Below are 13,588 nucleotides of genomic sequence, written 5' to 3' on the forward strand. Positions count from 1 at the left end.
CGGCCTCCTCGGCGGCGCGCTGGGCAGCGGCGGCTGCCTCCGCCTCGGCCTGCAGCCGGTCCAGGACGGCCTGGTCGGCCGCGGCCTGGGTCCACTGTGCAGCGGCCTCGGCCGCTTCCCGGCTGCTGCGGCTGGCGGCCAGGTCGGCGAGCGGCTCGAGTTCGCGGGCGAGGTCGGGAGACCCGGTGGACCCCTCGATCCCGAGCTGCCGGGCGACGCTCGTCGTCTGCGAGTCGACCGGCTCGGCGTGGGCGGCCGGCCCGGTGGCGACGAGCACGTTGACCAGGAGGGCGCCGGCGGCGGCCGTCCCCAGGTAGACGGCGGGGCGACGGCCACGGGCCGGCGGACGGCCGTAGGGCGCGGCGAGCCGGCCACGGACGCTGGACAGGGTGGTACGGCGGTGCATGGGTACGGGTGCTCCGGAGGGGTGCGTGCGGCCGGCCCGTGAGGGGCGAGGGGCTGCGACGGGTGTGCGGGCGTCGAGGGCTGCGGCTCCCTGGACCTGCCGGGACCCACGCGGCGTGAGCCGGGCGGGTGTGCGGGAGGACTGCGTCCGGCTGCTTCGGACAGCGGCGGGAGCGGCAGGCGGCGTCAGCTGTGGGGGCGCTCCTGCGGCCGGTGGAGCCGGGCGGAGCGGAGTCGTGCGGTGGTGCAAGGGCGCGCCATCCGGCGGCTCTCCGTTTCTTCCGATCCCGCCTACCGGGTTAGCTGACGGGTTCGGGCTCAGAAGTGCCCTACCCGTGCCGGATGGTGCCCGGCGCGGGATTCACCCCAGTGCTGCGGTGGGTCCCCGGCTCCCCCGTGTCCCGAGGGACGAGGGCGACTCGGCGGTGTCCGCACGGGCTCCCCGGATGGGGACATGTCGACCTGCGGACCCAGCCACGGTAACCATCGTTATCCGTCCGTGACAATCGGCGAGCGTCGATTCCGGGCGTGACGAGGATCGCGGGAAGCGCCCGGAGCGCCTGTCGCGGCTGCCCCCGTGACGAAGGCGCGCGCCTCGAGCAGCCAGTCCGTGCAGGCCGCCACGTCGGAAGCGGGGATCTGCACCCACTCCCGCATCGGGCGTCCGGGTCGCGGCGAGCACGGCAGGCCCCGGCCGTCAGCGACCAGCTCCTGCACGCGATCGGCGGGGAGCTTGACGGTGAGCGCGTCGCCGGACACGAAACCGTAGAAGCTGCCCTCGGCGGCGAGCCCCGGCGCGCTGAGCATGCGCCGCTGCTCGTCGGCGGGGTGCTGGGCCAGCACCCGCGCGGCCGCAGTCGCGAAGACGTCCCGGAGCGGGTTCGGATCACCGGTCGGCACGTCGGACTCCCTCACTGACGCCGGCCGTCGTCGGCGGGACGCGCCGTGCTGCGGGGACGCTAGCGCGTGGAGCGGCGGCCCGTCAGGAGCCGGCGTCCGCTCTCCAGCAGGTGCTCGCGCAGTTCGTCGTCGCCGAGCGACACGCTGCCCGGATCGGTGGTGGGCCCGGGGAGCCCGGCGAGGAACAACGTGGCGGCGACGCGGGCGCCGGGCTCGTGGTCCGGCCCGGAGAGCAGGTCGACGATCCGGCCCACGACGCCGATGAGCGAGGGGTCCTGCTCGAGGAGGTGCCGCACCGCGACGTCACCCACGAGGACGGTCAGACCCCGCCGGTTGCTCAGCAGCAGGTCCACGATGCCGGTCACCAGCAGCTCCACGCGGGCCCGTCGGCTGCGCTCCGCCTCTGCCGCGTCGGCCAGCCGCTCGAGCTCCTGCAGCGCCGGCCGCAGGGCGGCGAGCACGATCTCGTCCTTGGACTTGTAGTGCCAGTAGACGGCGGCCTTCGTCACCCCCAGGGCGTCGGCGATCTTCTGCAGCGACGTCTCGCTGACCCCCTCGTCCGCGAACAGCCGGAGCGCGGCCTGCTCCACCCGGGTGCGCCCCGGCGACTCCCTGCGTGCGGCGCCGCCGTCCGGCCCCGCCGCGCCGTGCGAGCCCCTCATGCCACTCCTCCGCTCGCCGTCGTCGGGCTGGCGTTCGTGCTCTTGGTCCTGATGGTTCCGCAGCATCCTGGTGCCGCTGGAGGCGACGGCCGGCGTGGCCATCTTCCAGGGGGCCGGCTGAGCGGGCCGTTCGGCACTGCTGGCGATCTTCCTCATCGGCGTGCCGTTCGGCCTGGCCAGGGGACGACGAGGTCGTCCTCGCCACCCGCATGCGCGAGGAGTTCGTGCACGGCGCCCGGGCTGCCCGGCCCGTTACGCGCATCACATGCCGAGCACGATCGGACGTAGCCGCACCCCCCCGAACGGACGCACTTGGCCTCCCGATGTCACCGCCGGGTAACCCGCCTGACACGATCACCGGACTGTTTCCCGATCCGGGATCCGCCCCGCACCACCGGCCGGTGGGCGCGGTGGCTGGATCACGCCCGGGAGGAGAAGGTGGGTCGTAGCGGATGGAGAGGATCCTCGTGGCTGCCATAGACGCGGTACTGGACGAAGCTGGACTGACGAACGAAGCCGTCCGGTCCTACGTGAAGCACTGGGCGCAGCACACCGGCGCCGAGCGGGTGGAGGTCGTCAACGCCTCCGACGACGCGCGGCTCATCCGCGAGGCGCTCGAGGCCGGGGAGCTGCTGCCCGCCGGGAAGGGGCGCTACTACTCCCGCAGCCATCCGAAGGACACGGCGCGTTCCGAGGAGCGCACGGTCGTCGCGACGAACAACCCCGACGACAAGGGCGAGTACAACAACTGGCGCCCGGCGTCGGAGATGCGGCCGATGCTCGAGGAGCGGATGGCCGGCAAGTCCGCGGGCAAGACGATGTACGTCGTCCCCTACGTGATGGCCCCGCCCGGCTCCCCGCTGCAGGCCTTCGCCACCGGTGTCGAGCTCACCGACACGCGCACCGTGGTGCTGCACATGATCCGCATGGCCCGTGTGGGCGTGCAATACGTCAACGAGCTCGCCGACCCGGACTACTTCGTCCGCGGGGTGCACGTCACCGGCGACCTGGACAACCTGGGCCAGGGCACCGCCGACGACCAGCGCTACTTCGTGACGATCGCCGACGAGCGCACGATCCTCCACTACGGCTCGTCCTACGGCGGCAACGCGCTGCTGGGCAAGATCGCCCACGGCCTGCGCCAGGCGACCTACGACGGCTGGGCGTCGGGCAAGTTCCTCGCCGAGCAGTTCCTGCTGCTCGGCATCACCGACAAGGAGACCGGCCGCACGTACCACATCTGCGGTGGCATGCCGAGCGCGTCGGGCAAGACGAACCTGGCCATGATCCTGTCGCCCGACGCCCTGGGTGACCGCTACCAGGTGCACTTCTACGGCGACGACATCGCCTGGCTGTGGGTCGACGAGGAGGACGGTCGCGTCTACGCGATCAACCCCGAGTACGGCGCCTTCGGTGTCGCCAAGGACACCAACGACGTCACCAACCCCACCGCGGTCGAGGCGATCTCCGAGGGCACCGGGACGATCTTCACCAACGTCGCCTACAACGAGCAGACGCAGGACGTCTGGTGGGAGGGCAAGTCGAAGACCCCGCCGGCCGACACCGAGGGGTGGCGCGACTGGAAGGGTCAGCTGATCTCGGAGCGCTCCGAGGCGGAGAAGGACGAGCCCTGGGCCCACCCGAACAGCCGGTTCACCACCACGCTGGCCAACATCCCGAACATCGCGCCGGACTACGAGAACCCGAAGGGCGTGCCGGTCGACGCGATCATCTTCGGCGGGCGAACCCGTGACCGCGAGCCGCTGATCCGCGCGATCACCGACCTCCCCGAGGGCGTCTACGACGGCCTCACCCTGGGTGCGGAGGCGACCTTCGCCGCCGAGGGCACCGAGGGCGTGCTGCGCTACGACCCGATGTCGATGCGGCCGTTCATGGCCTACCCCGAGGGCGCGTACGCCGCGCACTGGCTGAAGGTCATCGGCGCCGCCAAGGAGCAGCCGGTCTTCGCCCACGTGAACTGGTTCCAGCGGGGCGAGGACGGCCGCTTCCTGTGGCCGGGCTACCGCGACAACCTCCGCCCGCTGCTGTGGCTCATGCAGCTGCGCAACGGCGAGGTCACGGGCCGGCAGACCCCCGTCGGCATCGTGCCGACCAAGGACGAGCTCCAGCTCGAGGGCATGGACGACCTGCGCCCGGACGACCTGGAGACGATCCTGTCGATCGACGTCCCGCGCTGGCAGCAGGAGATGGCGCACCGCGAGCAGCACCTCTCGCTGTTCCGCGACGTGCCGGAGGAGATCTGGGCGGCGCACCGCCGCGTGTCCGAGGCCCTGGACGCCGAGGCCACGTGATGCCCGGGGGCTGACGGCCCCTGAGACGACGAAGGCCCCGACCTGCTGGTCGGGGCCTTCGTCGTCCGGCGCGCGCCTGCCCGCACCGCTGCCGAAGACCCGGCATGATCCGCTGCCGCCGCGTGCAGCGTCTGGCGGTGGTCGATGCGTCTTACCGGGTGGAGACGGCTGACGGGAGCGGGGCGTGACGTTCGAGCAGTTCGTGGGCGCACAGGGGGCGTCCCTGCTGCGGCTGGCGTTCGTGCTGACCGGGGACCGGCACCTCGCCGAGGACCTGGCGCAGACGGCGCTGGCCGACGCCTACCGGCACTGGCGCAAGGTGTCGGCGGCGACCGATCCAGCGGCCTACGTGCGCCGGATGCTGGTCAACGCGCACCTGAGCTGGCGACGGCGACGCTCGAGCACCGAGCGTCCGACCGACCTGCCCGACACCTCGACAGCACCGGGCCCCGGCCCCGGGGACGGCCTCGAGGAACGGGACCAGTTGCGCGTGCTGCTGGCCGACCTGGCGCCCCGGGCACGCACCGTGCTGGTGCTGCGGTACTACGCCGACCTCGACGACGCCGCGATCGCCGAGGCCATGGGGGTCAGCCCGAGCGCGGTGCGTTCGACCGCTTCGCGCGCCCTGGCAGGTCTCCGGACCACCGCCGTCGCCGCGACCGTCCAGGAGGCGCCATGACCAGCCCGACCGAGAAGCAGCTGCGCGAGCTCTTCGCCGCCGACGCCACGGGCGCACCCCGCTCGGCCGACCTGGCCGGCGGAGCGCTGAGGAAGGTGCGCCGCCGCCGTCGGGTCCAGCTGGCCGGCGTCGGTGGGCTGGTCGCGGCGGTGGTGGTCGTCGGCGGCGTCGCGTCCGGCTGGAGCCCGACAGGGCCCGGCGCGCCCTCCGACGCGGTGGCGGACGCGGACACCGCTCCCCCGACCGGTGTGGGCGCACTCGGCAGCGAGGCCCAGGACTGCGCCGCCGGGTACTCACCTGCGAACCTCGCCGCCCACCTGACCCGCGAGGGTGCCTTCGCCCTCGACGGCACCGTGACGGAGATCGAGCCGGGTCCCGACCTGGGCCCGGAGATGCCCACCCAGTACTCCACGGTGACCTTCCGGGTCGATACGTGGTTCCACGGCGGCTCCGGCGAGACGGTGGACGTCTTCCTCGATCCTCCGTACGTCGGATCGCAGACTTCCGACGTGGGGAGCTACGGCGTCGGCACCCGGTTGCTGGTGTCGGGCGTCGTCGGCGACACGGAGCGGCCCTCGGGCACCATGACCGTCACCGAGGACACCGGGTACTTCGGCTTCTCCTGCGGCGGAACCCGCTACTACGACGAGCAGACCGCCGCCGAGTGGACCGCCGTCGCCGCCGGTGAACTGCCGGCAGGCCCTCTGCCGACCGCCGAGGCCGCGAGCTGCCCCGAGTACTCCCCCGCCCTCGTGGCGCAGCAGGACTTCGCGCTGGACGGGACCGTCACCGAGATCGGGGCGCCACGCTTCGGCCCGGAGCCGGCAGGCTCCGCGCCGGACACCTACCTGGAGGTCACGTTCCGGGTGCACGGCTGGTACCGCGGCGGCACCGGCGAGACGGTGTCGCTGCACCTGGAGAACCCCTACACCCAGCTGCCGGAAGGATCCCCGGACACCTACTTCGTCGGCACCCGGCTGCTCGTCTCCGGGGTCGCGAGCGAGATCGAGGGCCAGGGCCTCATCGGTCAGGGCTGCGGCTTCACCCGCTACTTCGACGCACAGACCGCCGCCGAGTGGGCCGCCGCCACCGACTGACCGACCCGCGCACGACGAAGGGCCCCGACCGGCTGGTCGGGACCCTTCGTCGTGTCGTGCCGAGCGGGCCCGAAGGGTCCCGCGTAGGCACGACGGTGGGGCTCAGCGCCCAGGGGTACGGCTCCTGGCCGCGGTCAGCAGCCCGGAGGGCTGCTAATCGAGATAGTCGCGCAGGACCTGGGAGCGGCTGGGGTGGCGCAGCTTCGACATCGTCTTCGACTCGATCTGCCGGATCCGCTCGCGGGTGACCCCGTAGACGCGGCCGATCTCGTCGAGGGTGCGGGGCTGGCCGTCGGTGAGCCCGAAGCGCAGGCGGACGACGCCGGCCTCCCGCTCCGACAGCGTCTGCAGCACGCTCAGCAGCTGGTCCTGCATGAGACCGAAGCTCACCGCGTCGACGGCCACGACGGCCTCGGAGTCCTCGATGAAGTCGCCGAGCTGGCTGTCGCCCTCGTCGCCGATGGTCTGGTCGAGGCTGATCGGCTCCCGGGCGTACTGCTGGATCTCCAGCACCTTCTCCGGCGTGAGATCGAGCTCCTTGGCCAGCTCCTCCGGGGTGGGCTCGCGGCCGAGGGACTGCGACATCTCGCGCTGTATGCGGCCGAGCTTGTTGATGACCTCGACCATGTGCACCGGGATCCGGATGGTGCGCGCCTGGTCGGCCATGGCACGGGTGATCGCCTGGCGGATCCACCACGTCGCGTACGTCGAGAACTTGAAGCCCTTCGTGTAGTCGAACTTCTCGACCGCACGGATCAGGCCCATGTTCCCCTCCTGGATCAGGTCCAGGAACGCCATGCCACGGCCGGTGTAGCGCTTGGCGAGGGACACCACCAGGCGCAGGTTCGCCTCCAGCAGGTGGTCCTTGGCGCGCTCGCCGTCGCGGAGCACCCAGGTGAGCTCGCGCCGGCGGGCCGTGGGGAGGGTCTCCCCCGCGGCGCTGGCCTCGGCGAGCTTGTGGCTCGCGTAGAGCCCGGCCTCGATCCGCTTGGCGAGGTCGACCTCCTCCTCGGCGGTGAGCAGCTTCACCCGGCCGATGAGCTTGAGGTAGGCGCGGACGGCGTCGGTGGAGGCCGTCATCTCGGCGTCCTTGCGAGCCTTCCGCAGCGCCGCCGACCCCTCCTCGTCCTCCCACTCGAAGCCAGGGGCGGCCGTGCCGTCCGCGGGCTCGGTGTCGGTGTCGGTGTCGTCGTCCTCCTCCACCGCCGCGGGGGCGATGGTGACGGTCTGCCCGTCCACCACCGGGTCGACGGCGTCCTCGACGACGGGGACGGCCTCGCTGCCGGTCGTGGCGCCCGGAGCCTCGGGCTTCGCGGCGGGCTTCTTCCTCGGAGCGGCCTTCGCGCGGGGCTTGGCCGCGGCCTTGGTTTTCGGCTTGCTCGTGGGCGTGGCGGTCTCGTCCGTGTCGTTCGGAACCGGCTGGGCGGTGGGAGTCGCGGTCATCGTCGCCTCTCGTGACGGTGTCGGACGGCGTCGCAGGAACGTGCAGTCCTGGCGGAGAGGCCGGCACGTGCACGACGGGAGCCGGCACGCGCTGAGGGTGGAGGTCTGTTCCCGCGGTACCGGCCGGATCGGCGCGGTCCCGGGGACGACTCGCCATTTTAGCCTCCCCTCGCCGTGGATGCCGCCGGCTTCTGCGCGAGCCGCCCCGTCGGGGTGGGACCGCCCGTTCCCGCGGGCCGGTGACGGCACGTGGATACGTGTTCCGCGGGCCACCGCCCCGGGCACGGATGACTCCGCGACGCGGCAGTGGGAGGTGACTCGTGCGAGACGACGGCAGCGGACCGCCCCTGTCCCGCGCTGCCCTGGCCGCCCGCGTGCGCCGGCTCTGGGCCCGGCACCCCCGGCTGGGAATGGCGGTCAAGGCCGCGCTGGCCGCCTCCCTGGCCTGGACCCTGGTGCAGCTGGTCCCCGGTCCGGCGGCCGACTACCCGTACTACGCGCCGCTGGGCGCCCTGATCGCCACGTCGACGACCCTGACCGGCTCCGTGCGGGAGGCGGCCCAGGCCGTCACGGCGATCTCGCTCGGAGCGGCGGTCGCGCTGGCGGCCGACGCCCTGGCCGGACCGAACCTCGTGACGATCGCGCTCGTGGTCGGCGTCGGGGTGCTCCTCGGCAGCTGGTCCTGGCTGGGGAGCTCGCGGAGCTGGCTGCCCACGTCGGCACTGTTCGTGCTCATCATCGGCCACACCAACCCCACCGGCTACGTCCTCGGCTACGCCGGCCTGACCCTGCTGGGCGCGCTCGTCGGCCTCGCCGTCACCTCGGCGTTCCCTCCCCTGCCGCTGGCGCCGGCGCAGACCCAGCTGCAGGTCCTCCGCGACACGCTGGCCGACCAGCTCGAGGACCTCGCCGACGGCCTGCGGCAGGAGCGGCCGCCCACCGCGCAGGGATGGCAGGACCGCACCCGCACCATCGATCCGGTGCTCGCCCGGATGCGCGCGGCGGTCGAACAGACCCTGGAAGCGCAACGCGGCAACCGCCGGGCGCGCCGGTACGCGGAGCACGCGCAGCAGCAGGTGCGGCAGGCGCGGGCGCTGGAGCGGCTGGCACTGCTGGTGGAGGAGCTCGCCGACGTGCTCGCCGACACCGAGCGCGCGGAGTTCGAGCAGGTCGCCCTGGGCCCGGCGCTCCGCCCCGCGGCCGCCCGCGCGCTGGCCGCGCTGGGCGATGCGCTCCGCTCGGTGCAGGCCGAGACAGCGGACCTGGACGCGCTGCACGCCGCGGACGAAGCCCTCCGGGCGCTCGCCGACGACGTCCGCCGGACACGCACCAGCACCCAGGAGGACCTGTTCGTGGCCGGCAGCGTCATCGACACGGTGCGCCGCGGACTGATCTCGCTGAGTCCGCCGGACGCCGCCGTCGCCCGCTCCTGGGGGCAGCCGGAGCCTCCCCCGTGACCCGCCGGGGCGTCCCGGCCGGTGCGGGTGACGCGCTCAGGTGCCGATCTCGGTGCGCACCGCGTACAGCTCGGGGAAGAACGTGAGGTCCAGCGCCCGGCGCAGGAACCCGACGCCCGAGGACCCCCCGGTGCCCGTCCTGGCCCCGATCGTGCGCTGCACGGTCAGCAGGTGCCGGAACCGCCACATCTGGAAGTTGTCCTCGATGTCCACGAGGCTCTCGCACGCCTCGTAGACGCCCCAGGGGGTGTCGGTGGACTCGTAGATGCGCCGGAACACCGGGACCAGGCCGGCCTGGAACCGCCAGGGTTCCCGGACGTCCCGCGACAGGACGTCGGCGGGCACGTCGAACCCGGTGCGCGCGAGCAGGGCCAGGAACTCGTCGTAGAGCGTGGGTGTCCCCAGCAGCTCCTCGAGCAGCCGCCGGGCCTCCGGCTCGCCGTCGAACACCGCGAGCATCGCCCCGTTCTTGTTGCCCAGGACGAACTCCACGGCCCGGTACTGGTGGGACTGGAAGCCCGACGCGTTGCCCAGCGCGCTCCGGAACTGGGCGTACTCCCGGGGCGTCAGCGTGGCGAGCACCGACCACTGCTCGGTCAGGGTGCGCTGGATGTTCTTCACGCGGGCGAGGCACTTCAGCGCGGGATCGAGCCCGTCCGCGGCCAGATATCGACGTGCGGCCATCAGCTCGTGCAGGACGAGCTTCAACCACAGCTCGCTGGTCTGGTGCTGGACGATGAACAGCAGCTCGTCGTGGTGCTCCGGCCGGCTGCGCGGGTGCTGGGCGCTCAGCAGCTGGTCCAGACCGAGGTAGCCCCCGTAGCTGCCGTCGGGTGCCAGGTCGGTGCGGATGGAGTCCTCGAGGGCGCGCTCCGCGCGGCCGCCCTCGTCGGGAACGCTCGCCATGACCGCACGCTAGACCTCCGCGCGGCCCGAGCGACCTCCTCTGGAAGAGTGACGACCGGCGGGCATGCCCCGGCCCGCAGCGGGGAAACCCCCGGTCGGCGAGCCCGCCGGATGACCAAGGTCACTGCCCGGAGATTCCTCACACCGGAAGCGCCGCATGTCGGCGGCAGATTCGGCCGACCATCGACAGCGGGCGCCCCCGTGCGCCCTCCCGCAGGAGCCAGAGAGGCAGACGTGAATCCCGGCGTAGTACCTGACAGCGCGAATCCCGACGTGGTGCTCGTGGGTGGCGGCATCATGAGCGCCACCCTGGCCGCGCTGTTCGGCGTCGTGGCCCCGGACTGGTCGGTGACCGTGTTCGAGTCCGGCCCGGCGCTGGCCGGGGAGAGCTCGGACGCCTGGAACAACGCCGGTACCGGGCACGCCGCGCTGTGCGAGCTGAACTACACCCCCGCGGGCCCCGACGGCACGGTGGACGCCACGAAGGCCGTCACGATCAACGAGCAGTTCCAGGTGTCGCGCCAGTTCTGGTCGCACCTCGTCCGCGGCGGCATGACGGGTTCGCCCAAGGAGTTCATCACCCCGGTCCCCCACGTCAGCTTCGTCACCGGCGACGAGGGCCGCCGGTACATGCGCGCCCGCTACCTGGCCCTCAAGGCCCAGCCGCTGTTCGCCGAGATGGAGCACACCGAGGACCCCGCCGAGCTCGCGGGCTGGATCCCGCTGGTCATGGCCGGACGCGATCCGCAGGAGGCGGTGGCGGCCACCCGCTCGGTGGCCGGCACCGACGTCAACTTCGGTGCGCTGACCAAGCTGCTGCTGGCCGACGCCGAGACCCGCGGCGTGGCCGCGCACACCCACCAGCGCGTGTCGAGCATCGAGCGCGAGACCGACGGCCGGTGGAAGGTGACCGTCGATGACACCCGCACCGGTGAGCCCAAGGTCGTCCGCGCCCGCTTCGTCTTCGTCGGCGCCGGCGGCGGCGCCCTGCCGCTGCTGCAGAAGACCGGCATCCCCGAGATCGCCGGCTTCGGCGGCTTCCCGGTCAGCGGCATGTTCCTGCGCACCACCTCCCCGGAGCTGGTCTCGAAGCACCAGGCGAAGGTCTACGGACAGGCCGCCGTCGGCGCGCCGCCGATGTCGGTGCCGCACCTGGACCTGCGGCTGATCGACGGCGACCACTCGCTGCTGTTCGGCCCCTACGCCGGTTTCTCCCCCAAGTTCCTCAAGGCCGGGTCGATGTTCGACCTGCCGCTGAGCGTGCGGCCCAACAACCTGGGCTCGATGCTCGGCGTCGCCCGTACCGAGCTGGCGCTCACCAAGTACCTGATCGGCGAGCTGCTGCAGTCGCGCGGTGCCCGGCACAAGTCCCTCCAGGCGTTCGTGCCCGAGGCCGAGCAGGCCGACTGGGACATGATCACCGCCGGGCAGCGCGTCCAGGTGATCAAGCGGGACCCGAACACCGGCAAGGGCGTCCTGCAGTTCGGCACCGAGCTCATCGTCGGCGGCGACGGCAGCATCGCCGGGCTGCTCGGCGCCTCCCCGGGCGCCTCGACGGCGGTCTCGGCCATGCTCACGCTGCTGGAGCGGTGCTTCCCCGACCGGATCGCCGGCTGGCGGCCGCTGCTGCAGGAGGCGATCCCCTCCTACGGGCGCTCGCTGAACCGTGAGCCCGAGCTGCTCGCCCAGGTCCGCGCGGACACGATGCAGACCCTGGAACTCAACGGCTGACCCGCCGCCCCGGGGACGGGGCTACCGCCCCGGGGCGGAGTCGGGGTAGGGTTCTCCTCGGTCGCTGTTGTACCTCTGCTCGTTCTCGAACGTCCGCAGTCGTCTCTGCCCTGACGTTCCTCTCGGTCCTGCCGGTCGGTGCGGCGGCCCCGGGTCGGCGAGTGCCGGTCCGGTCACCTCCAGCACGGAAGAAGATCGACATGGCTCAGGGCACTGTGAAGTGGTTCAACGCGGAGAAGGGCTTCGGGTTCATCGCCCAGGACGGCGGCGGCGCCGACGTCTTCTGCCACTACTCCGCCATCGTCAGCGACGGCTACCGCTCGCTCGACGAGGGCCAGCAGGTCGAGTTCGACGTCACGCAGGGCCAGAAGGGCCCGCAGGCGGAGAACGTTCGCCCCATCTGATCTGAACTGATCCCCGACGGGGGTCACGGCGCCTCGTGCGCCGTGGCCCCCGTCGGCGTTTCCGGGGTCCGCTACAGGCTGACGGCCACCGTCGCGGCGAGCTCCCGGACGGCGTCCAGATCGGCCGGTGACGCCGCCCCGGTCAGGCTCAGGGGCTCCGCGACCTGCTTCCAGCGCAGCGCTCCGGTGATCCGGGCGACGCTGGTCAGCGCGCCGGACGTGTCGTCGTTGCCGTGCACGTAGACCCCGTAGGGCAGCCCCACCGTGGCCTCCAGGCACGGGTAGTACACCGTGTCGAAGAAGTGCTTGAGCGCACCGGACATGTAGCCGATGTTCGCCGGCGTGCCGAGCAGGACGCCGTCGGCGGCGAGCAGGTCGGCGGCCCCGGCCGACAGGGCCGGGCGCAGGACCAGATCGGCCTCCTCGACCATGGCGACGCCCTCCTTCACCGCTTCGAGCACCGCCTGCAGGGCGGGTGAGGGCGTGTGGTGGACGACGAGCAGAGTCGGCATCCGCGGATTCTCCCGTTCCCGCACCCGGCGTGCTCGCCGTGGCGTGCCGGCCGGTCAGGAGGGACGGCGCAGCTCGCCGTAGAGCCGGGCCAGGTCGGGCAGCTGGACGTGTGCGTTGAGCCCGCTGGGGTTGGGCAGCACCCAGGTGACCGCTCCCCCGATCCGCTCGTCCTGGACGCCGAGCACCGCGCGGGGCCGGGCGAAGCCGGCGCGGTAGGCGGTGACGCCGAGCACGGCCAGCACCCGGGGCCGGTACCGGCGGACCAGCTCGTCCAGGGCCACGGCGCCGTCGCGCAGCTCGTCCGGGGTCAGTTCCGCGGCCGTGCGGGTCGGCCGGTCGACGAGGTTGGTCACGCCCAGGCCGTGGACGAGCAGCTCGCGGTCCTCCTCCGGCCGCAACCGGCGCGGGGTCAGCCCCGCCAGGTGCAGCGCCGGCCAGAACCGGTTGCCCGGGCGGGCGAAGTGGTGCCCTCGCTCGGCCGACATCAGCGACGGGTTGATCCCGCAGAAGAGCACGTCCAGCCCGGGCGCGACGACGTCGGGCAGCGGCTTGGCCGGCTGCCCTGCTCCGGGGACGCCCACGGCGGTGCTCCCGACCGGCCGGTCAGCTGGGCAGCGAGCCCCGGGCGACCACGTCGGTCGGGGCCTCGGGCGCGGTGTTCCCGGGCTCGATGCTGATGCCGTAGCTGGGGAACGCGTCGGCACCGTCGACCTCGAGGCTGGCCAGCTGCCGGCCCGACCCGGTGACGTCGAAGGTGCCCAGCGCCTGAGGCGTCCCCTGGTCCAGCCCCCACAGCACGTACGTCTGGTCGCTGTCGTTGGCCGCCAGGCGGTGGCTGACCACCTGCACGCCGTCGTCGCGGGCCACCAGCGTCGCCACCGTCCGGCCGTCGTCGGCCTCGACCGGGACGACCGTCGCCGGGCCGGGGCGGAGCAGCTGCTCCACCAGCGCGGCCTGCGAGGCCGCCGTCCGCTGCGCCTCGTCCCGGTCGCCCAGGAGCGCGATCGCCCAGCCTCCCAGGCCGACGACGCCGGCCAGCGCGGCCGCCACCAGGACCGCCGTCCACCGCCGGCGCGGCG

General features: G+C 73.0%; 13 protein-coding genes, 1 pseudogene and 1 riboswitch. Of the genes and pseudogenes, 6 read left to right on the forward strand and 8 right to left on the reverse strand.

Annotated features, from left to right (window positions below):
* The 3 genes and pseudogenes from BN344_RS20845 to BN344_RS16010 form a co-directional block, all read right to left on the reverse strand.
* A pseudogene (locus tag BN344_RS20845) lies at nucleotides 1–406 on the reverse strand (hypothetical protein); the annotation flags it as partial.
* Between the two features lie 272 nt (nucleotides 407–678).
* Nucleotides 679–840, reverse strand: a riboswitch (cyclic di-AMP (ydaO/yuaA leader).
* A gap of 54 nt (nucleotides 841–894) precedes the next feature.
* Entirely contained in the window at nucleotides 895–1,305 is a 411-nt protein-coding gene (locus BN344_RS16005) for a hypothetical protein (protein WP_155858920.1), read from the reverse strand.
* Between the two features lie 59 nt (nucleotides 1,306–1,364).
* Nucleotides 1,365–1,967, reverse strand: coding sequence for a TetR/AcrR family transcriptional regulator (locus BN344_RS16010; protein ID WP_051516023.1), 603 nt, complete (start codon nucleotides 1,965–1,967; stop codon nucleotides 1,365–1,367).
* 467 nt (nucleotides 1,968–2,434) lie between these two features.
* Here BN344_RS16010 and BN344_RS16015 point away from each other — a divergent pair, with 467 nt between their 5' ends.
* The 3 genes from BN344_RS16015 (at nucleotide 2,435) to BN344_RS16025 (ending at nucleotide 6,055) form a co-directional block, all read left to right on the forward strand.
* Nucleotides 2,435–4,279, forward strand: coding sequence for a phosphoenolpyruvate carboxykinase (GTP) (locus BN344_RS16015; RefSeq protein ID WP_155858921.1), 1,845 nt, complete (start codon nucleotides 2,435–2,437; stop codon nucleotides 4,277–4,279).
* A 184-nt stretch (nucleotides 4,280–4,463) separates the two neighbouring features.
* Nucleotides 4,464–4,958: a SigE family RNA polymerase sigma factor gene (locus tag BN344_RS16020; protein ID WP_040339552.1), complete on the forward strand. Its 495-nt coding sequence runs from the start codon at nucleotides 4,464–4,466 to the stop codon at nucleotides 4,956–4,958.
* Nucleotides 4,955–6,055: a hypothetical protein gene (locus BN344_RS16025; protein ID WP_040339553.1), complete on the forward strand. Its 1,101-nt coding sequence runs from the start codon at nucleotides 4,955–4,957 to the stop codon at nucleotides 6,053–6,055. Before BN344_RS16020 ends, BN344_RS16025 begins: the two co-directional genes overlap by 4 nt.
* Before the next feature lie 153 nt (nucleotides 6,056–6,208).
* Here the strand turns inward: BN344_RS16025 and BN344_RS16030 are convergent, their stop codons facing one another.
* Nucleotides 6,209–7,498 carry an RNA polymerase sigma factor gene (locus BN344_RS16030; protein ID WP_051516024.1) on the reverse strand — a complete coding sequence of 430 codons (1,290 nt, stop codon included), beginning with the start codon at nucleotides 7,496–7,498 and terminating at the stop codon, nucleotides 6,209–6,211.
* A gap of 320 nt (nucleotides 7,499–7,818) precedes the next feature.
* On the opposite strand from BN344_RS16030, the gene BN344_RS16035 reads away from it, so the two are divergent.
* A complete protein-coding gene (locus BN344_RS16035) occupies nucleotides 7,819–8,955 on the forward strand; it encodes an FUSC family protein (RefSeq protein WP_040339554.1) in 1,137 nt (378 codons plus the stop codon).
* A 36-nt stretch (nucleotides 8,956–8,991) separates the two neighbouring features.
* Here the strand turns inward: BN344_RS16035 and BN344_RS16040 are convergent, their stop codons facing one another.
* A complete protein-coding gene (locus BN344_RS16040) occupies nucleotides 8,992–9,861 on the reverse strand; it encodes a tryptophan 2,3-dioxygenase (RefSeq protein ID WP_040339555.1) in 870 nt (289 codons plus the stop codon).
* Nucleotides 9,862–10,134: 273 nt separating this feature from the next.
* Between BN344_RS16040 and mqo the strand changes: the two genes are divergently transcribed.
* Together mqo and BN344_RS16050 are read left to right on the forward strand one after the other, a co-directional pair.
* Nucleotides 10,135–11,592, forward strand: coding sequence for a malate dehydrogenase (quinone) (gene mqo / locus BN344_RS16045; RefSeq protein ID WP_269319920.1), 1,458 nt, complete (start codon nucleotides 10,135–10,137; stop codon nucleotides 11,590–11,592).
* Nucleotides 11,593–11,792: 200 nt separating this feature from the next.
* Nucleotides 11,793–11,996 carry a cold-shock protein gene (locus tag BN344_RS16050; RefSeq protein ID WP_040339557.1) on the forward strand — a complete coding sequence of 68 codons (204 nt, stop codon included), beginning with the start codon at nucleotides 11,793–11,795 and terminating at the stop codon, nucleotides 11,994–11,996.
* A gap of 71 nt (nucleotides 11,997–12,067) precedes the next feature.
* Here the strand turns inward: BN344_RS16050 and BN344_RS16055 are convergent, their stop codons facing one another.
* The 3 genes from BN344_RS16055 to BN344_RS20850 all read right to left on the reverse strand — a co-directional run.
* Nucleotides 12,068–12,508, reverse strand: coding sequence for an NAD(P)H-dependent oxidoreductase (locus BN344_RS16055; protein ID WP_040339558.1), 441 nt, complete (start codon nucleotides 12,506–12,508; stop codon nucleotides 12,068–12,070).
* 54 nt (nucleotides 12,509–12,562) lie between these two features.
* On the reverse strand, nucleotides 12,563–13,090 hold the full coding sequence (gene mug / locus BN344_RS16060; protein ID WP_197022354.1) for a G/U mismatch-specific DNA glycosylase: 528 nt from the start codon (nucleotides 13,088–13,090) through the stop codon (nucleotides 12,563–12,565).
* Between the two features lie 22 nt (nucleotides 13,091–13,112).
* The coding region (locus BN344_RS20850; protein ID WP_231486923.1) for an anti-sigma factor domain-containing protein at nucleotides 13,113–13,588 on the reverse strand (476 nt) is incomplete at its 5' end.

The sequence above is a fragment of the Candidatus Blastococcus massiliensis AP3 genome (assembly GCF_000582785.1).
Lineage (GTDB): Bacteria > Actinomycetota > Actinomycetes > Mycobacteriales > Geodermatophilaceae > Blastococcus > Blastococcus massiliensis.

Bases quoted from the DNA above. Each gene is read 5' to 3' on its own strand.
- BN344_RS16010 (WP_051516023.1), bottom strand. From the start codon at position 1,967: ATGAGGGGCTCGCACGGCGCGGCGGGGCCGGACGGCGGCGCCGCACGC.
- BN344_RS16025 (WP_040339553.1), top strand. From the start codon at position 4,955: ATGACCAGCCCGACCGAGAAGCAGCTGCGCGAGCTCTTCGCCGCCGAC.
- BN344_RS16030 (WP_051516024.1), bottom strand. From the start codon at position 7,498: ATGACCGCGACTCCCACCGCCCAGCCGGTTCCGAACGACACGGACGAG.
- BN344_RS16040 (WP_040339555.1), bottom strand. From the start codon at position 9,861: ATGGCGAGCGTTCCCGACGAGGGCGGCCGCGCGGAGCGCGCCCTCGAG.
- BN344_RS16050 (WP_040339557.1), top strand. From the start codon at position 11,793: ATGGCTCAGGGCACTGTGAAGTGGTTCAACGCGGAGAAGGGCTTCGGG.
- BN344_RS16055 (WP_040339558.1), bottom strand. From the start codon at position 12,508: ATGCCGACTCTGCTCGTCGTCCACCACACGCCCTCACCCGCCCTGCAG.